Raw genomic sequence first — 20,505 nt, forward strand, 5'->3', positions numbered from 1 at the left:
GGAAGGATTAGCTATTGGACTAGAAACAAAAAATCCGAGTATCGATTGTCATTCGATACTCGGAATCTAGAATTTTTATTTAGCAGGATGTTCCTCCTTTTCGACAAAGACAAACTGTCCGTCGAAGCTATCGATTTTAATGATCGAATCTTTTCTCACTTTATCCGCTAAGATGGCTTTAGAAAGCTCGTTGAGAATGCGTTTCTGTATGACGCGTTTCAATGGGCGAGCACCGTACACCGGATCGTACCCCAATTGTGCCAACCAATCTAATGCTTCTTCTGTAGCTTCGATGAATATGTTTTGCTCGGCCAATTGCTTCTGCACGCGAGAGAACTGCATCCTAACGATATCTCCAATCTCATTGCGACCAAGTGGTGTAAACATGATGATCTCATCGATACGGTTTAAAAATTCTGGACGAATGCTTTGTTGCAATAGTTCAAACACCTCATCTTTCGTTTTGGCGACCACGCTTTCTTTGTTCTCCTCATTCAAGGTTGAGAAATTCTGCTGAATCAGATGTGAACCCGTATTTGAGGTCATGATGATGATCGTATTTTTAAAATTGACCACACGACCTTTATTGTCGGTCAGATGCCCATCATCCAGCACTTGCAACAAGATGTTGAATACATCTGGATGTGCTTTTTCAATCTCATCCAATAATACGACCGAGTACGGACGACGACGTACGGCTTCCGTCAACTGACCGCCTTCTTCGTAACCCACGTATCCTGGAGGCGCTCCGATCAAGCGAGAAACGGCATGTCTTTCTTGATATTCAGACATATCGATACGTACCAACGCTTGCTCATCATCAAATAGAAACTCAGCCAAGGATTTGGCTAATTCTGTTTTACCCACACCGGTAGTTCCTAAGAAAATAAAAGAACCAATCGGTCTTTTGGCATCGCTCAATCCTGCTCTGGAACGGCGGATGGCATCAGATATGGCTTCAATGGCTTCCTCTTGTCCGGCCACGCGTTTATGCAATTCTTCCTCCAAGTTGAGTAATTTCTCGCGTTCAGATTGCACCATTTTGTTCACTGGAATACCTGTCCACCGAGATACCACATCCGCAATATCTTCCGAAGTAACTTCCTCTTTCAGCATGCGGCTGTTTTGTTGCTTTTCAGCCAATTCCAGCTTAAGCTTCTCGGTGTTATCCTGCGCTTCTTTGATTTTACCGTAGCGTAATTCGGCTACTTTGCCGTAATCACCCGCGCGTTCGGCTTGTTCTGCTTCTAGTTTGTAATCTTCGATATGTTGAATCTCCTGATTCACCCGATCTACCAAATCTTTTTCCGACTGCCAAGCTGCTTTCAACGAGTCGCGCTCGTTGGATAGGTTAGCAATACTTTCCGAAAGCTCATCGACTTTACGCGAATCCTGTTCCCGTTTAATGGCCTCACGCTCAATCTCTAATTGCATGATTCGACGGTTCAATTCATCCACCACCTCGGGTACAGAATCCATCTCTAAGCGCAATTTAGAAGCGGCTTCGTCGATCAGATCGATCGCTTTATCTGGCAAGAAACGATCCGTAATGTAGCGCTGAGAAAGCTCTACGGCCGCAATAATCGATTCGTCCAAGATACGCACCTTGTGGTGTGTCTCATAGCGCTCTTTCAATCCGCGCAGAATCGATATGGCGTCCTGCGTATCCGGTTCGTCGACCATCACTTTTTGAAAACGTCTTTCTAAGGCTTTGTCTTTCTCGAAGAACTTTTGAAACTCGTTTAAAGTCGTGGCACCGATCGCGCGCAGTTCGCCACGCGCTAAAGCTGGCTTCAATATGTTTGCCGCATCCATCGCGCCTTCGCCACCGCCAGCACCTACCAAGGTGTGGATTTCATCGATAAACAGAATGATTTCCCCATCGCTATCCGACACTTCTTTGACGACAGCTTTTAACCGTTCCTCAAATTCGCCTTTGTATTTTGCTCCCGCTATCAAAGCGCCCATATCTAACGAAAAAACTGTTTTTGTTTTTAAGTTTTCAGGCACATCACCTTTGATGATGCGGTGTGCAATACCTTCGGCAATAGCTGTCTTACCGACGCCCGGTTCGCCCACCAAAATAGGATTGTTCTTGGTGCGGCGCGATAGGATTTGCATTACACGTCGAATTTCTTCATCGCGGCCGATTACTGGATCCAATTTGCCAGATTCTGCATATTCATTCAAGTTACGCGCATATTTTCCTAAAGCATTATAGGTAGCTTCGGCATTTTGGTCGGTTACCCGATTATTGCCGCGCAGTTCCTTAATGGCCAATTTCAGATCTTTCTCGGTTGCACCTTGATCTTTTAATAATGTGGCTGCTTTATCGCTACTGCTCAATAAGGCCAGCAAAAGATGTTCTACCGAAATGAACTCGTCGCCAAACTCTTTTAAATAAGTTTGAGCCTTTTGTAGAACACTGTTGCTGTTGTTGCTTAGATAAATATTGCTTCCAGATACTTTTGGTAAAGCAGCAATGTACTGATCTAATTCAGCAGTCGTATGGTTGATATTGACTTGTAGTTTTTTGAGTAAATGACTGATCACATTTTCATCTACCGTCATCAACCCCTTTAATATATGTGCTGGCTCTATAGCCTGCTGCTGATTTCCAACAGCAATCTCAGAAGCTTTCTGGATGGCTTCCTGCGCTTTAATAGTATAGTTGTTAAAATTCATAGCTGTGTCGTTTTGTACAGATGCTTTATCAAATCGTATGCCTAGTCGGTTTGTAGGTTAACTTGCTGAAATTATGTCAGTTATAATTATTTATTAAAGACAAAATGTCTTGATTACTTAGGGGTGTCTGCCTAAATTTCCGTATTGAAGATCGTCACGCTATCGTAAGTTTGTGTGAAAATTTAAAAATATTAACAGTGTTAATTATCTTTGCTGCAGTATGAGTGTTCAAGATAAAAAATTGAAACATAAAGAGGATTTTCGCATCAAGATACTTTCTGCGGCAAAAAAGCTATTTGTTGAAGAAGGAATCGAAGCAACCTCGATTCGTAAAATTGCAAAGGAAGTTGGAATCAGTCCGACCACCATTTACCTCTATTATAAAGACAAGCAGGACATCGTATATGCGTTGCATTTGGAGGGCTGCTCTTTATTGCGTACACAGATGCAAGCATTAATGCACGTTGACCATCCTTTTGAGCGGCTGAAAGCTATTGGTAAGGCGTATTTGTCTTTTGCGGTGAATGAATCAGGGTATTACGAATTACTTTTTGTGATGAAAGAACCTATGCAATTCTTGGCCGATCGTGGTGAAGGTAGTGTTTGGGAAGAGGGAGATCGCGTCTTTGAAATGTTGATTGCGACAATCAAGGATTGCCAGCAGGAAGGCTTTTTTGTCGGTATGGATACACAAACTTTATCCTTACAGGCTTGGAGTACAGTGCACGGTATTGCCTCTTTGTTTTTATCTGGTCATCTTGAAAAGCTTAATAATTTATTGTTTTCAGAAGCCTCAAAAGCCGAATTTTTGGAGCGTACATTTCAATTATATGTCAGCATGCTGGAAACCATTAAATAATTGTATAAACACTGTTAATCATGAGATTCGTATTTATTACTGTGTATGTATTGTCCAACTTGTTGTTTTTCCAATCTGCACGTGGGCAAACCGTGCTAGACGATTACATTGCCCTAGGACTGAAAAACAACCTAACGATAGCGGAAAAGAATCTATCTTTAGATAAAGCCATGTTGAATCTGGATATCGCACGAAGCATGTATTTGCCTACCGTATCTTTCGACGCGCTATATTCCACTGCCAATGGCGGTCGTATGATCGAGTTGCCGGTAGGCGATCTTTTAAATCCAGTCTATCAGACGCTCAATCAACTTACGCAATCACAAGCCTTTCCGATGATCAATAATGAGCGTATCAACTTTTTGCCACGCAACTACTATGATGCCAAAGTACGTGCGGGTATTCCGATTATCAACACCGATATAAAACACAATAAGCGTATAAACGAACAAGCCGTACAAATGCGCGAACATGAGGTAGAAATCTATCAACGAGAATTGGTTCGAGATATTAAGATCGCCTACTACAATTATTGGAGTGCAGAAGATGGTGTGAAAGTTCATCAGAATGCGTTAAATCTTGCAAAAGAAGGAAAACGCGTAAACGAAAAGCTGCTAGAAGCGGGTAATGGACTGCCAGCATATGTAGTACGAGCAGATGCTGAAATTGCCCAAGCAGAATCCAAGTTGGTAGAAGCCGAGCAACAAATGGCCAACGCGCGCTATTATTTCAATATGCTGCTCAATAGAGATGCAGAACAACCAATCAAGCAGCAGCCAACCACTGCGCAGGATCTAGGACAGCAGTATGCCGATTTACTAATTGAGGGAAGGGAAGAGCTGGAAGCATTGAATAATCAAATCAATGTACAGGAAACAATGGTGAAGATGAACAAACAGGTGTTCGTACCAAAGTTAAATGCATTCGTGGATGTCGGATCACAAGCCGAGAACATGCGCTTCAACCGCGAGTCGCAATATGTAATGATCGGTGCGCAGCTTTCTGTGCCCATCTTCGAAGGTGGGCGCAACAAACTAAAGATCCGAGAAAGTCAGGTAGCCGTAGCAGAAGCACAACAACACCGTCTTCGTGTGCAGCAGCAGCTAGAGACAGCAGCTCGTGTCGCCAATAATGAAGTGACCAGCACCATTCGTAATTATCAAAATGCTAAAAAGCAACTAGAAGCCGCAGGTACTTATCAGCGCCTCATACAACGAGGGTTCAATGAAGGCGTAAACACCTACATCGAAACTATTGATGCGCGTACGCAATATACGAATGCACAATTGGCCGAGAATCTCGCTTTGTATAAGTGGATGATCGCAGTAGCCAAATTAGAACGAGAAACAGCAAGTTACATACTAGACTAAATCTTATCATGAAAACATTATACCACAGTTTATCGCTACTCCTGATCGCTGCAATATCATCTTGCGGCCATACTCAACGCGAGGAAGCCATTCAGGTAGAAGATACGATTCCCGTAACGATATTGTCTCTGCAGCAGCTCGACGCGGAAGAAACTATCGAAGCTACTGGTGTTTTTACCACAGATGATGAAACGCTATTGGGATTTAAAAATGGCGGTGTCATCCAGCAAATCTATGTAAAGGAGGGCGATCCGATTCGTAAAGGCCAGCGGCTAGCTTCTGTGCAGGCTACGGAAATCGATGCAAAAGTCGGTCAAGCTAACATCGGTCTGGAGAAAGCGGAGCGCGATTATCAGCGTGCGCAAAAACTTTATCGTGATAGCGTTGCTACTTTAGAACAGCTACAAAATGCGCGTTCTGCGTGGGAATTGGCCAAGCGCGACATAGAAGCGGTCCAATACAATCAACAGCAATTACACATTATCGCGCCGGTTTCGGGATTTGTACTTGCGCGATTGGCCAATCAAGGGCAAGTTGTCGGTCCAGGCACGCCAGTGCTGCAAGTGAACGGTGCTGGAACGCACTCCTGGATGTTGAAAGTAGGTGTAAGTGATCGTCAATGGGCCAGAATTCAGAAAGGAGATTTGGCCGAGATCGAGACTGACGCCCTTCCTGACCAGAAACTACAAGCTGTCGTATCAAAGAAATTGGAAGCTATGGATCCTAAATCCGGAACTTTTAGTATTTATCTAGATGTGAAAACGCCCGTAAATAGCAAACTTGCGGCAGGTGTTTTTGGCAAATCGCGTATAACCGTCGCACAACCAACCAACACAGCAACGCCGCAAATTAGTTGGGAGATTCCCTACGAAGCCTTGGTAGATGCGCATAGCAAGCAAGCTTATGTTTTCGTTACCCGCGATGGTAAGACAGCTACTAAGCAAGCGGTACAATTAGGTGAGATTGGTCAGCACTCCGTGACTGTCTTGTCTGGATTAGAACACGTACAAGGAGTGATTGTGGCGGGCAGTCCATATCTCACCGAAGGATCGAAAATACGTGTGAAACCATAGCTTTCCGTACTTTGAAAATATCACTATGAGTCTTATAAAATATCCAATAAAGAACTACCAATTCACGATCATCATGGTAGTGATGGTCATGGTTGTGGCAATCAGTACACTCTTGACGATGCCTCGCGCAGAAGATCCTGAGATGAAAGCGCCAAACTTTCCTGTGGTAGTGGTCTATCCAGGTACCAGTCCAAAAGATATGGAGAACCTAGTGGTTAAGCCCTTGGAATCTCGTTTTTATGGATTAGACAATATTAAAACGATAAAGACCACTATCAATAATGGTTTGGCATTCATCTTTGTAGAGTATGAATTTAAGACCGATTACGAAAGTAAATACCAAGAGCTGGTACGCGAACTCAATGCTGCCAGAAGCGAATTGCCGGAAAACATTTATAGCATGCAAGTCCTCAAAGTGGATCCAAACAATGTAAGTGTTATACAAGCGGCTCTGGTGTCAGAGAATGCATCAAGAACGGTCATGAAGGGTTTGTCGGAAAACCTAAAAAGTGAATTAGAAAAAGTTAAAGCGCTAAAAGAGGTACGTATTTCAGGCCTGCCTCCCCAGCAGATCAGAGTTGATCTGCATATGGACAAGATGCGCGAACAAAAAATACCATTGGATCGTGTAATACAAATTGTACGTAGCGAAACACAAAATATACCGGGTGGGAGCGTAGATGCCGGTACACGCCACTTTAGCGTAACAACTAGCGGAAGTTATCAAGATATTGCCCAAATTAGGCGTACCGTCGTAGCTAGCGCCGAAGGGCGCAACGTGTTTTTGGAAGACATTGCCGATGTGTATCCTAGTTTTGGCGCGAATACGCACATAACGAGGCTCAACGGATACCAATGTCTGCTGATTAATGCTGCGCAAAAAGAAGGTGAAAATATTGCACAAACGCAAAAAGCTTACCTAGCAACACTTTCTGCTTTTAAAGAAAAGTTGCCTGCTAATGTAGATCTGATTTTGTCATTCGATCAAGGGAATAATGTCAATCAGCGGCTGAGTGGCCTGGGGATCGATTTTTTGATTGCGATTACTTTAGTGCTGATTACATTATTGCCATTAGGCACGCGTGCGTCGGTTGTCGTTATGATTGCTATTCCACTGTCACTTGGCTTAGGCTTAATCACGATGAATGTTGCGGGTTATTCTTTGAATCAACTAAGCATCGTTGGTTTTGTAGTAGCACTCGGTTTGGTGGTAGATGATAGTATTGTCGTGGTTGAAAATATTGAGCGTTGGATGCGTGATGGCTACTCGCGATTGGATGCCGCTATTAAAGGTACGCAGCAAATTGCCTTGGCGGTAGTCGGTTGTACCGTTACGTTGGTGATTGCTTTCATGCCATTAATGTTCATGCCCGAAATGGCAGGTGAATTCATTCGGAGCATGCCGACTGCGGTGATCGCTTCGGTTGTAGGTTCTATGCTTGTTGCACTATTTGTTGTGCCTTTTTTGGCGAGTAAGCTGCTAAAACCGCATGAGCACGAAGGCGGTAATATCATTCTCCGTACAATGCAAAGTGCAATTCACCAAACTTACGGTAAGCTCCTAGATAAAGCCTTAAAACATCCGATGATCACGACGTTGGTCGCTGCTGTCGTTTTTGTGGCATCATTAGCACTCATTCCAGTGGTTGGCTTTAGTTTGTTCCCGCCGTCCGAAAAACCACAATTCATGGTGCATGTGACTGCTTCTCAGCAAGCCAACATAGCCACTACCGATAGCATCACGCGCCAGATCGAACAAGAGCTTAGCGAAATTGCCGATGTTAAATATTACACCAGCAATGTGGGTAAAGGGAATCCGCGCGTATATTACAATATGCAGCAAGCCAATGAAAACCCCGCTTACGCAGAAATCTTTGTGCAGCTACATGATGATGTGAAATCCAAGCACAAAATTGAATTGATCGAGCAACTACGCAAACGGTGGTCGCCGTATCTAGGGGCGAAGGTAGAGGTTCGCGATTTCGAACAAGGTGTGCCCGTCATCTCTCCTGTGGAAGTTCGCTTGGAAGGCGAGAACTTAGATACCTTGCAAAGATTGGCCGCTAAGGTGGAGACGCTGCTAAAAAATACTGCAGGTACAGAATATGTCAACAATCCGATCAAAAGCAATAAATCCGATATTCGTGTACATGTAAATCGAGAGAAAGCGATGGCGTTAGGCGTACCAAGCAGTACGATCGATCAAACCGTTCGCGTAGCTTTAGCAGGATATCCAGCGGGCACCTTCTCCGATCCACATGCGGATGAAAACGACTTTGAAGTATTGATCACTGTACCACGTGGTCCGTATGCTGATTTGAATACATTGGAAGGCGTATTAGTGCAAAATATCGAAGGTCAATCCATTCCATTGAACCAATTAGCCACTTTCGAACTCGAGTCTTCTCCGTCCAGTATATTTCATCGTAATAAAGAGCGTACAGTTTCAGTCAACTCCTTTGTGCAGAAAGGTTATAGTAATGATGCGGTTATTTCTTCCGTTATCCAGCAGATGGATAATTTTGATTTTCCTGACGGCTATAGTTATTTTATGGGCGGTGAGGTAGAAAGTCGCGAAGCAGCCTTTGGTGGATTTTCTACCATTATAATCATTACTGTATTTATGTTTATTGCCGTGTTGGTATTAGAGTTCAAAACGTTTAAAAGTACGTTGATTGTCTTATCGGTGATACCGCTTGGTATTGTTGGAGCAGTATTAGCTTTACTAATTACCGGCAACACCCTATCTTTTGTAGCGACGATTGGTATCGTGGCCTTGGCTGGAATTGAAGTGAAGAATACCATCTTATTGGTGGATTTTACCAATCAATTGCGAAGAGAGGGGATGGCTTTGAATGAAGCTATTGAGAAAGCTGGAGAAATCCGTTTCTTGCCGATTATTCTTACATCATTGACTGCTATTGGCGGATTGATGCCGATTGCATGGTCTTCCAATCCCTTGATTTCGCCGTTAGCTATCGTGATGATCGGTGGTTTGATTAGTTCGACTTTGCTATCGCGTGTGGTTACGCCAGTAATCTATAAATTGATCCCGCCAAATGTAGAAAATCAATAATTGTATTTAATATCGTTTTCTTTCTCCGGACATCATAGCCTGAAGCTATGATGTGCGGAGATTTTATGAGAATAATTTAGTGGCATGTGTCACAAATAATCAGCAGACAGTCACGCAATTCTTGTTTATTGGGCGTCATCCGTCCGTTTCAGGATCACGTTTGCTTCGTGTTTTCTATCAACGACCAAAACCAAGGCGGGTTGCGAGATGAACTGCTGGCGCTCACCTACCGTCACGGTATAACGAAATTGAATGTTTTCAGCATCCAATTTTCTCAAATCCATGGGCTCTATTTTTGTTGCGAAATCAGATTGATCCAGCACGATAGCGATCACAAATTGTTGGTCGAAATCGATCGGTGTTGGTTTTCCGTCTTCGCCCATCGATGTGGCATTACCAAAGACGCTGTCGAATTCTACTTGAGTCGTTATCTTCGGGTTTTCCGGTATTTTCGCATCATTCAATACAAAATAATTATGTGCGATCGCAAATGGCACATCTGTAAGGATCGTGCCTGCATGTTTTCCGTCATGATGTCTATGCTGTCCGCAGTATTGTTTTCGCGATTCTGTTCTATACTTTGGCAACTGAAAATTGTAGTTATTGAAGCGATAAGTAGTATGGATAAGGTTGTTAGTTGATTCATGGGATGTAAACTTTTCTATGTTATCATAAAACCGCTGCGGGGCAAAAAAGTTTTTTTGTAATTAAATGTAACAAATGGCAGCTTGGAGCTACTAATTATGATAAAAACCATTTTTACAGATGAAAACAAACCTTTTTACACTCGTATTTGTACTTTTGGGTATGAGTAATACATTTGCGCAAATCGCAGGTGATTGGAAGGGGAAATTAGACGTTCAGGGCACAGTTTTAGAACTAATTTTCCATATTTCGCAAACACCTGACGGTATTTCCGCCACATTAGACATTCCGATGCAAGGAGCAAGCGGATTGCCACTGTCTCCAGCCACATTCGAAAACAACACTTTGTCCGTGTCTTTAGAGCAAGCCGGGATGAAATATTCTGGTACGCTGGAGGGAGGAAAGATCAGTGGAACATTCTCTCAAGGTGGCATGGATTTGCCATTAGTGTTAGAAAAAACCACAATTACCAAACCCGGAGATCCGTCTTTAGTTTCTAGTCCGGAAGATATCGACGCGTTAATCGCGCTGGATAAGGGTGATTTCGCGTATCAAGTAAAAGACTACTTTGCTAAGCCAGTCACTTCTGGCTTCCAATTGTCGCCTAACGGGAAATACCTGTTGTACCGTGAGAAAGATGCTGCTAATAAGCGTCATGTGATGATCAAAGAAGTGGGGACAGGCAATGTGATGCGCGCAATAGAAGAGCAAGACGAACTGATTCGTGGCACAGGATGGGTCAACGATGATCGATTGATTTATGTAATGGATGAGGGTGGCAACGAAAACTATCACCTGTTCGCGATCAACATTGATGGTACAAATAGTATCGACCTAACACCATTTGACGGTGTACAAGCCAGCATTCTGAATATGCTGAAAGAGCAAAAAGACTTCATCATCGTGCAGATGAATAAGGATAATAAACAAGTTTTTGAGCCATACAAAGTAAATATCAATACTGGCGAGCTAGAGAAACTCTTTACAAATGATGATCCTGCCAATGCGATTGTAGGATATGATTTTGATAAAGAAGGTACTTTGCGCGGATATGCAAAAATGCTGAATGGCACACAGACTGAATATTATTATAAAGCTGCCGGTGCGCAAGATTTCGTCAAAAAACATACCGGCAGATGGGACGATTCTTTCAGCATTGTTTCCTTCAACTACGCATCTGATAATAAGGATGAAGCATATGTAATCTCTAATCTGACCTCAGATCGTGCACGTATTGTGCTGTATGACCTGAATGAGAACAAAGAAATTCGCGAAATATTTGCACATGATCAGTTTGATGCTGATCTGATATCGTTATCAAGAAAGCGCAATTGGGAGGTAGATTATGTCGGTTTTGAAGGGGAGAAAGTAGAGATCAAGCCCGTCAGCGAAACCTTTAAAAAGATATATGCCAACCTTGAAAAGCAATTTTCGGGTTACGAATTTAGAGTCGTAGGCAAAACAGATGAGGAAGATCAATTGCTGATTATCGTACAAAGTGATAAGCTATATGGCAAATATTATCATTATGATACGGCCTCTGGAAAATCTACGCTATTAGTCGATTTGATGCCGCAGCTCAAGGAAGCAGACATGGCAGAAGTTCGTCCGATTCAGTTCATTTCGAGAGATGGATTGACCATTCACGGCTATATTACACTTCCAAAAGCCGCAGTTGATGGACAAAAAGTGCCTCTGATCGTCAACCCGCACGGTGGCCCACAAGGCGTACGCGATAGCTGGGGTTTTAATCCAGAAACACAATTGTTTGCGAGTCGTGGATATGCCACATTGCAAGTGAATTTCCGAGTTTCTGGTGGTTATGGCAAAGAATTTTTGCGTGCTGGATTCAAGCAAGTTGGTCGCAAAGCGATGGACGATGTAGAAGATGGAATTCAATATGCGATTGAGCAAGGCTGGGTAGATAAAGACAACATTGCAATTTATGGTGGCAGCCATGGTGGTTATGCTGTTTTACGCGGCCTAACCAAAACGCCAGAGCTATACAAAGCGGGGGTGGATTACGTAGGCGTATCTAATATCTTCACCCTGATGAGTTCTATTCCGGAATATTGGAAACCATATAAAGACATGTTGTACGAGATTTGGTACAATTTGGATGACGAAAAAGAAGCCGCAATTGCGACAGAAGTAAGCCCGATTTTCCATATAGATAAGATCAAAGCGCCGCTATTTGTAGTACAAGGAGCAAATGATCCACGTGTGAAGATCGCAGAGGCAGATCAGATCGTTCAAGCGTTACGTGAAAAAGGAGTAGATGTACCCTATATGGTCAAGTACGATGAGGGACATGGTTTTGCTAAAGAAGAAAATCAAATTCAATTTTATAAAGCGATGATGGGGTTCTTCGGTAAGCACCTTCACTAATCTTTATAGCATTAGTTTGTATTTCAAATAATATTAGTATCTTTGTACATCTGAGAAGAAGGGGGCATTATTTGCCCCCTTTTTTTAATTCAAATTGTGAATCATTTATGCAGGTAGAGCAACGGGTACGAGAGCTGGTGGAAGAAAAAATCGCCGATCGGGAAGACTTATTTATTGTTCGGATTAAGATGCAAAGCAATGGTGTTTTGTCTATCTTAGTAGATGGAGATCAAGGTTTAGCAATCGAAGATTGCGCACAGATTAGCCGCCACGTAGGTTATCATTTGGAGGAGGAGAATGTGCTGGATCAAGCGTACCGTTTAGAGGTATCTTCTCCGGGGATTGATTATCCTTTAGAACTATTGCGACAATACCATAAAAATGTGGGTCGCCAAGTGCGAGTTACATTGCAAGATGGTTCTAAACATGAAGGGACTTTGTTGGCAGCCTCCGATACAGCAGTGCAGCTAACAGAAAAGGTGAAAGAAAAAGGGAAAAAGGCGCGAGATGAAGAGCGTGAGATTCCGTTTACAGATATAAAGGAGACTAAGGTGTTAATTTCATTTAAATAAAAATGAGCAGCGATATTAATTTAATTGACTCGTTTCAGGAGTTTAAAGATTTCAAGAATATAGATCGTCCGACGGTCATTACCGTATTGGAAGAAGTATTCCGTAGTATGATTCGTAAGCGCTTTGGCACGGACGAAAATGTCGATGTTATTGTCAATCCAGATAATGGAGATTTAGAGATCTGGCGTACTCGTACGGTAATGGAAGATGGTTTTTCGGAAGATGATGATCTGGAGATCGAATTGAAAGAAGCGCATACCTACGATCCTGATTTAGAAGTAGGCGACGATTATATTGAACAAATCACGTTAGAAAGCTTTGGTCGTAGAGCCATCTTGGCCGCTCGTCAGACATTAGTATCCAAAGTGTTGGAGCTAGAGAAAGATGAAGTGTTTAAAAAATATAAAGATCGCGAAGGCGAGCTGGTTATTGGAGAGGTTTACCAAATCTGGAAGAAAGAAATCCTAGTACTAGATGAGGATGGTAATGAATTAATCATGCCAAAAACCGAGCAGATTCCAGCCGATTATTTCAAAAAAGGTGATAACGTACGTGCTGTAGTACATAAGGTAGATATGATGAATAATAATCCCAAAATTATTATTTCTCGTACAGCGCCCGAGTTTTTACAACGTCTTTTTGAACTAGAAGTTCCGGAAATCTTTGATGGATTGATTACCATTAAGAAAATCGTGCGCGAACCAGGAGAACGTGCTAAGGTAGCGGTAGAATCTTATGATGACCGTATAGATCCAGTAGGAGCATGTGTGGGGATGAAAGGATCACGTATTCACGGTATAGTACGTGAATTGCGCAATGAAAATATTGATGTGATCAATTTTACGACCAATAGTTCATTATATATCACCCGTGCTTTGAGTCCGGCACGCATCAGCTCAATCAAATTAAGTGATGAGGATGCTACAGCAGCCGTATACTTAAAGCCAGATCAAGTGTCTTTGGCGATCGGTCGTGGAGGTCACAATATCAAGTTGGCCGGAAAGTTGACAGGATATGAGATCGATGTATACAGAGAGAATGACGAAATAGATGAGGATGTGGATATCGAAGAATTCTCTGACGAGATCGATAGCTGGATCATCGACGAACTAAAACGCGTCGGTCTTGATACCGCCAAATCAGTATTGTCACTGTCTCAAGAAGAATTGGTACGCCGTACGACCTGGAGGAAGATACTATCCAGGAGATTGTGCGAATTCTGCAAGCAGAATTTGAATAATATGCATAACAAAAACGGCAAGACTATTTTTCATTAAAATGTTAAATAGGTGTAAAAAAAACATATTTTTGTAGTATCATATTTTATAGCGAGTATAAGTTAGATGACAGAAGGTAAGAGCATTAATTTGCTGAAAGCAGCAAAAGAACTAAACATAGGAATCGGTACAGCCGTAGACTTCTTGGTGAAGAAAGGGTTTGACGTAGAGTCGAAGCCAAATACGAAGCTGGGACCAGATATGTATGCGGTTCTTTTGAAAGAGTTTCAGGGAGATAAAATAGTAAAAGACGAAGCAAAACAAATCGTAATCGGAAAGATTCGCCGTGATGAAGCTCCTGTTGCCAATCAGCCTGAAACTACTGTCGACGCTACTGATGATCGCGAAAATAAAGTAGAGTCCACTCCGGAACCTGCTGCGAAGCAAGTACCGGCAGAGCCTGCTGTTGAAACACAGCAAGAGACCAGTGTGGAAGAAAAAAGCCCATTGAAAGTAGTTGGCAAAATTGACTTGGATAGCCTGAAAAAAGGCAAGCCAGCTCCAAAAGCCGAACAACCTGTAAAGGAGGAGCCTAAGGCTGAGCCGGTGATAACACCACCAGTAGTAGAAGAGGTAAAGAAAGAAGAACCTGTAGAAACTAAACCTCAAGCAGAAACTCCGAAACAAGAAACAGCACCTGAGCCAAAAGTGGAACAGAAACCAGTAGAAAAACCTGTGGAAGCAGCGGATACCAAAAAAGAGGAAGCAAAACCTACTGAAACTCCGAAAGAACAAGTTGCAGAGAAGAAAGAGGAAACAACAAAAACACCAGAAGGTAGCAATGATGTTATCCGCGCTAGATCAACAACATTGTCGGGGCCTAAGGTTATTGGCAAGATTGATCTTCCTGTTTTCAAATCTAATAAACCTGTAGCATCTTCATCAGATGCTGCGAATAATGATAATAGACGCAAACGTAAACGCACTAGTACGCCTAATAAACCTGGGCAAACTACTGGAGGCAATACTGGCGATCAGCAAAATCGCCCAGGCGGCGGTCCAAACGATCGTAACAGAACAGGAGGGCCTGGTCGTCCGGGAGATCGTAATCATCCAGGTAATAGAGGCCGCCACGATAATCGCGGAAGAGGCACAGGACCACAAACTCCGAAGGAAGAACCTTCTGAAAAAGATATTCAGGATCAAATCAAAGCAACATTAGCGCGCTTGAGCGGTGCTGGTAAATCTGGTAAGTTTGCACAACGGGCTAAATTACGTCGTCAAAAACGAGACGATGTAGCATTGTCTGCTGAAGAAGCAGCAATGGAGCAAGAAGCACAATCTAGAATTCTTCGTGTTACCGAATTTGTGACGGCGAATGAGCTAGCGAATTTAATGGATGTATCGGTCACACAGGTAATTTCAACCTGTATGAGTCTAGGTATGTTTGTGTCGATTAACCAAAGGCTTGATGCTGAAACCTTAACGATTGTTGCTGATGAATTTGGTTATGAGATTGAATTTATTAAACCAGAAGATGAAGAAACCAGTGATTTGGAACAGGTTGATTCGGAGGCGAACCTGATTTCTAGAGCGCCTATCGTAACTGTGATGGGGCACGTTGACCACGGTAAAACTTCATTGCTGGATTATATTCGGAAAGCAAATGTAACAAGTGGTGAAGCCGGTGGTATCACGCAGCACATTGGTGCTTATGCTGTGAAACTGGAGGATGGCCGCCGTATGACGTTCTTAGATACACCGGGACACGAAGCCTTTACGGCAATGCGTGCACGTGGTGCTAAAGTGACCGATATTGTTATCATCGTGATCGCGGCGGATGATGCCGTGATGCCACAAACAAAAGAGGCTATTAACCACGCGCAAGCGGCTGGAGTACCGATTGTTTTTGCCTTCACAAAAGTAGATAAAGCAGGATCTAACCCAGATAGAATTCGCGAGCAGCTCTCTGCCATGAATATCTTGGTCGAAGAGTGGGGTGGAAAATACCAAGCTCAAGAAATCTCAGCCAAAACAGGTGATAACGTCGACTTATTGTTAGAAAAAGTATTATTAGAAGCTGAATTATTAGACCTGAAAGCCGATCCTAAGAAACGGGCAGTAGGTTCTGTAATTGAAGCAGCATTAGATAAAGGTCGCGGTATTGTGACTACCGTATTGATCCAAGGCGGTACATTACGTGTCGGAGATGCGATTTTAGCAGGTTCACACTCTGGTAAAGTGAAGGCTTTAACCAACGAACGTGGCGAGCGTGTGAAAGAAGCAGGACCAGCTACGCCAGTACAAATCTTGGGTATGGGTGGCGCACCTACAGCGGGAGATAAGTTCTACGCAATGGAAAGCGAGCCTGAAGCAAGACAAGTGGCCAATAAACGTCTGCAACTACAACGTGAACAAGGCATGCGTGCTACCAAGCATATTACCTTGGATGAGATCGGTCGTCGTTTGGCAATCGGTAACTTCAAGGAGCTTAACTTGATCGTGAAAGGTGACGTGGATGGATCAATCGAGGCATTATCCGATTCATTATTGAAATTGTCTACCGACGAGATTCAAGTTAATATTATTCACAAATCGGTAGGAGCTATCTCTGAATCAGACGTGTTATTAGCATCTGCATCAGATGCGATCATCATTGGTTTCCAAGTACGTCCTACACAAGGCTCACGTAGATTGGCAGAGCAAGAGCAAATCGATATTCGGTTGTACTCCATCATTTACGATGCGATCGATGAGATCAAGTCTGCGATGGAAGGTATGTTGGCGCCGAAATTTGAAGAGAAAATCGTGGCTAACGTCGAAATCCGCGAAACCTTTAAGATCTCTAAAGTCGGTACCATTGCAGGATGTATGGTCTTGGAAGGTAAGATCAATAGAAACCATGATATCCGTGTGATTCGTGATGGTGTCGTAATTCATGCAGGTAAATTAGCTTCCTTGAAACGTTTTAAAGATGATGTTAAAGAGGTAGCATTCGGTTACGAATGTGGTCTGAACATTGATCGTTTTAATGATATTGAAGTTGGTGATATTGTTGAGGCCTACGAACAAGTTGAGGTTAAACGTAAATTGTAATTTAATAGTGTACTAAGATAGTTTTCAGTATATAGAAAAATGCATATTGTAAGTCCTGATAGGTACATTTATCTATCAGGACTTTTGTTTTATAAAGCATCCTGACGAGATGTAATGATCGGTGAGTATGTATGCCGTATTTTTCAATGGTACTTGAACAGGTAAAGTAGGTTGCCATGAAAAAACAAAGAGCCCCCGGATTTCGGGGGCTCTTTGTTACTTAACAGTATTGGCTTTTCTTTGTTATACTAATAAGCTTGGTTTCTCTTGGTATGTTTTCCAAAGTAATTCACCAAATAGCGTATTGGTCCACGCGAACCAGTGACGGGTGAAGTTTTTTGGATCGTCTTTGTGAAATGACTCGTGCATAAAACCAGTATCACCATGTGTTTTCTTTAATGTTTGAATGCAAGTTCTGATTTCATTATCGTCAGAAGAAGTCATTGCACGCATGATAATTGCCATAGGCCAGATCATATCGCGCCCTATGTGTGGACCACCAATACCCTCTGCCGCAGTTCCTTTGAAGAAGAACGGGTTTTCTTCTGAAAGTATAAACTTACGAGTACGCTGATACACCTCGTCATTCTTATCGACAGCACCTAAGTACGGAAGCGACAAAAGGCTGGGTACGTTGGCATCATCCATCATCATATAACTACCATATCCGTCTACTTCAAAAGCGTAAACACGTCCGTGTGTTGGATGATCTATAATGCCATATTGGTTTACCGCAGTTTCTACTTCATTAGCTAAAGCCTCCATTTTCTGCGCTAAATCCGTATTGTTTTTCACTTTTCTTAATATTTCTGCCGATTGTCTTAAACTAACGATCGCAAATAAGTTAGAAGGGATCAGGAATGGCAACATTGTACAGTCGTCCGAAGGGCGAAAACTAGAACAGATCAAACCAACTGGTTTGACAGGATATCCCCAGCCATCCACCTGTAAGGTATCTGTACCACGAGGTGTCGTGCGCATGAAATTGTAAGGCCCTAAGCTTTCTTTGCGTTGTTGCTCTACAAAGGTTTTATATATGTTTTCCTGTGCTTGTACCCACTCCGTATCAAAAGGAGTGGTATCGTTAGTTTCCTGCCAATATGCATGTGCCAAACGTACCGGATAACATAGTGAATCGATTTCCCACTTACGCTCATGGATACCTGCTTTCATCTCAGTATGATCGGAAAACCATTCGCCTTCTTTGGTCGGGTCATTATAAAATGCATTAGCATATGGATCGATATTGATGCATTTTGCCTGCTTATTGATTAATCCGACGATAAGATTTTGTAGATTTTTATCCTTTTTCATAAATGGCAAATACGGCCATACTTGTGCACTACTATCGCGTAACCACATCGCGTCAATGTCGCCTGTGATTACATACGTCAATTTTTGGGTAGCCGTAGATTCATCATATATGGTGGTGTCTAGCGTATTCGGAAAACAGTTGTGGAATAACCAGCCTAATTCTTTGTCGGCCACCTTGCTTTGAAATTCTTTGATAACATTCTCGACCACTTTACTCTTAAAGTGTCTGTCTTTCTCAGCGACTCTCACTACTGGGAAGTTGGAGTACCCGTCAGCAGCTAGTGAAAACTTACTGGCCAACACGCCTGCGCCCAAAAGAGCGGAGTTCTGAATAAAGGTTCTACGCTTCATGCTTATGTATATTATAGGTGTTTTAGTTTATTATTGTGAGCTCCAATATACATAATTTCTGTATAATAACATCAAAAAAACGTTTTAGCCAATAGAGTGACTTTATTTTAGTTCACTTTGATAAATGCATTTCGTGAAAGATGCTATTTAGGTACAAAAATTGCGTCCAGCATTAAAAATTTTGTCTAATTTCGTGGTTATGAAGATTTATCACGGTTTGATCCTGATGTTAGGTTGCTTGGTGCTTGCACAGTCTGCGCGTGCGCAAATAGATTATTTACCTTATTCCTATTCACTGTATCAGCAGTATGGAGAAGTATTGTACGGTGCGGATAGTCGTGAGTTTACTACTGTAAAACCTTTGTTGTTAAAGAAGCGGCTGTTTGCTGCTCATGATTCGATTACTACACTGCATAGGACTTCCTCGGATAATTGGTTTGCTAGAAAACTTTTTAATGAACATTTAGTAGAAGCAAATGATGAAAATTATCGCTTCTATGCCGATGTCATACCTGACCTAATGATCGGTTCGGATCTGCGTGACGCCGATAGAAAAAACGTTTGGTTAGGCTCTAAAGGAGTACAGGCGGGTTTCACTTACAAAGATAAGTTTGTTTTTTACGGTAATTTAATTGACAATCGAGCTGTATTTGCTAATTACTTGACCGACTACATCAATTCTAATGAAGTCGTACCTGGGCAAGGCTTAGTACGTAATAGCAATGGGGATCGCCAATCGTGGCTTTTTGCGACTGCTAATGCAACCTATGCTGTGGGCGACTATTTTCAGGCTTCAATCGGTTATGATCGTAATCATATTGGTGATGGTTATCGCTCGGTACTTTTATCCGATTTTTCTTCTAATTATGCGCAACTTCGGCTTACAGGCACGATTGGCAATGTGCGCTATACATCTGTATGGGCATATATGAATGATCCCAAAACTGATCGTATTGACTCGCTGAATAGTGGTGCGCAATTTGGAGATGGTAAGAAATGGGGTGCATTCCAATATCTGGATTACAATATTTCTAATCGATTGTCTGTTGGTTTTTTTCAGGCGGTGATCTGGGCGAATAGAAATCAGGCTGGTAGTAGAGGGTTTGATTGGAATTATGCGATTCCGGTTAATTTCCTTCGTCCAATCGAATCTAACAATTCATCTTCTCCTGATAAGATGTTTTTAGGTTTGAATGCAAAATATAAAACTTGGCAAAACATCACCTTGTATAGTCAGTTTTTGTTAGGTGAGTTCACCGGTAAAGAATTTTTTGCAGGGAATGGCTATATACATAATAAGTGGGCGGCACAATTAGGTGCTCGTGGATATCATATGTTTGGCCTACGCAACTTGAGCCTCCTTGCTGAATATAATCTTGCGCGTCCTTACACCTACCAGCATTTTGTATCGATCTCTAACTATAGCAATAATGCCGAGCCATTGGCGCATCCGCGCGGAGCCAATTTTCGAGAGGTCGTAGCTATTGCCAATTATTCTTGGAAGCGTTTTCACTTTGCTTTGCAAGGTATGTATAGCCTGTATGGTACCGATCCGGGTGATGGTACAAGCTTTGGTGGTGATATTTTTGAATCGTATGAGAATTATCCTAATCGCCACGGAAACAGTATTGGTCAAGGCATACGCAATGATTTATATTTTGCAGATGCACGTGCATCTTATGTGCTCAACCCGACGTATAATCTTCGTTTTGAAGTAGGATACACACATCGTCAGCAAAACATTGCCGATAGGCCATCGATCCGTACTGGCGTGGTATCTATCGGTCTGAGATCTACTTTTCGACCATTTTACGGAGATATATAAGTTTGCTGAACTGCTATTTGGCATCTCAATATTA

The 20,505-nt window shown here is 42.5% G+C and carries 11 protein-coding genes and 1 pseudogene; 9 read left to right on the forward strand and 3 right to left on the reverse strand.

The genetic code is table 11. The annotated features are described in order from the left end of the window. Nucleotides 1-75: 75 nt before the first annotated feature. Nucleotides 76-2,685 carry an ATP-dependent chaperone ClpB gene (gene clpB, locus A0125_RS00635; RefSeq protein ID WP_066750527.1) on the reverse strand — a complete coding sequence of 870 codons (2,610 nt, stop codon included), beginning with the start codon at nucleotides 2,683-2,685 and terminating at the stop codon, nucleotides 76-78. 220 nt (nucleotides 2,686-2,905) lie between these two features. Here clpB and A0125_RS00640 point away from each other — a divergent pair, with 220 nt between their 5' ends. The 4 genes from A0125_RS00640 to A0125_RS00655 are packed head-to-tail and all read left to right on the forward strand — an operon-like array spanning nucleotide 2,906 to nucleotide 9,063. Continuing rightward, a complete protein-coding gene (locus tag A0125_RS00640) occupies nucleotides 2,906-3,544 on the forward strand; it encodes a TetR/AcrR family transcriptional regulator (protein ID WP_066750530.1) in 639 nt (212 codons plus the stop codon). 20 nt (nucleotides 3,545-3,564) lie between these two features. Next, entirely contained in the window at nucleotides 3,565-4,914 is a 1,350-nt protein-coding gene (locus tag A0125_RS00645; RefSeq protein WP_066750533.1) for a TolC family protein, read from the forward strand. 8 nt (nucleotides 4,915-4,922) lie between these two features. Continuing rightward, complete coding sequence (locus A0125_RS00650) at nucleotides 4,923-5,987, forward strand: efflux RND transporter periplasmic adaptor subunit (protein WP_066750536.1); 1,065 nt, start codon at nucleotides 4,923-4,925, stop codon at nucleotides 5,985-5,987. A gap of 25 nt (nucleotides 5,988-6,012) precedes the next feature. After that, nucleotides 6,013-9,063, forward strand: coding sequence for an efflux RND transporter permease subunit (locus tag A0125_RS00655; RefSeq protein ID WP_066750537.1), 3,051 nt, complete (start codon nucleotides 6,013-6,015; stop codon nucleotides 9,061-9,063). Between the two features lie 125 nt (nucleotides 9,064-9,188). Here the strand turns inward: A0125_RS00655 and A0125_RS00660 are convergent, their stop codons facing one another. After that, nucleotides 9,189-9,650, reverse strand: a complete 462-nt coding sequence (locus tag A0125_RS00660) for a hypothetical protein (RefSeq protein WP_066750539.1) — start codon at nucleotides 9,648-9,650, stop codon at nucleotides 9,189-9,191. 220 nt (nucleotides 9,651-9,870) lie between these two features. Here A0125_RS00660 and A0125_RS00665 point away from each other — a divergent pair, with 220 nt between their 5' ends. From A0125_RS00665 to infB, 4 genes and pseudogenes are all read left to right on the forward strand, one after another. Beyond that, entirely contained in the window at nucleotides 9,871-12,096 is a 2,226-nt protein-coding gene (locus tag A0125_RS00665; RefSeq protein ID WP_156472408.1) for an alpha/beta hydrolase family protein, read from the forward strand. 107 nt (nucleotides 12,097-12,203) lie between these two features. Further along, nucleotides 12,204-12,668: a ribosome assembly cofactor RimP gene (rimP, locus tag A0125_RS00670; protein ID WP_066750543.1), complete on the forward strand. Its 465-nt coding sequence runs from the start codon at nucleotides 12,204-12,206 to the stop codon at nucleotides 12,666-12,668. 2 nt (nucleotides 12,669-12,670) lie between these two features. After that, a pseudogene (gene nusA / locus A0125_RS00675) lies at nucleotides 12,671-13,908 on the forward strand (transcription termination factor NusA). 103 nt (nucleotides 13,909-14,011) lie between these two features. Further along, nucleotides 14,012-16,981: a translation initiation factor IF-2 gene (gene infB / locus A0125_RS00680; protein ID WP_066750546.1), complete on the forward strand. Its 2,970-nt coding sequence runs from the start codon at nucleotides 14,012-14,014 to the stop codon at nucleotides 16,979-16,981. A gap of 243 nt (nucleotides 16,982-17,224) precedes the next feature. Here infB and A0125_RS00685 read toward each other — a convergent pair whose 3' ends face one another. After that, entirely contained in the window at nucleotides 17,225-18,646 is a 1,422-nt protein-coding gene (locus tag A0125_RS00685) for a glycoside hydrolase family 125 protein (protein ID WP_066750549.1), read from the reverse strand. A 199-nt stretch (nucleotides 18,647-18,845) separates the two neighbouring features. Here A0125_RS00685 and A0125_RS00690 point away from each other — a divergent pair, with 199 nt between their 5' ends. Continuing rightward, nucleotides 18,846-20,471: a gliding motility protein RemB gene (locus tag A0125_RS00690; protein WP_066750552.1), complete on the forward strand. Its 1,626-nt coding sequence runs from the start codon at nucleotides 18,846-18,848 to the stop codon at nucleotides 20,469-20,471. Nucleotides 20,472-20,505: the final 34 nt, after the last annotated feature.

The sequence above is a fragment of the Sphingobacterium populi genome, assembly GCF_001586775.1.
GTDB classification, from domain to species: domain Bacteria; phylum Bacteroidota; class Bacteroidia; order Sphingobacteriales; family Sphingobacteriaceae; genus Sphingobacterium; species Sphingobacterium populi.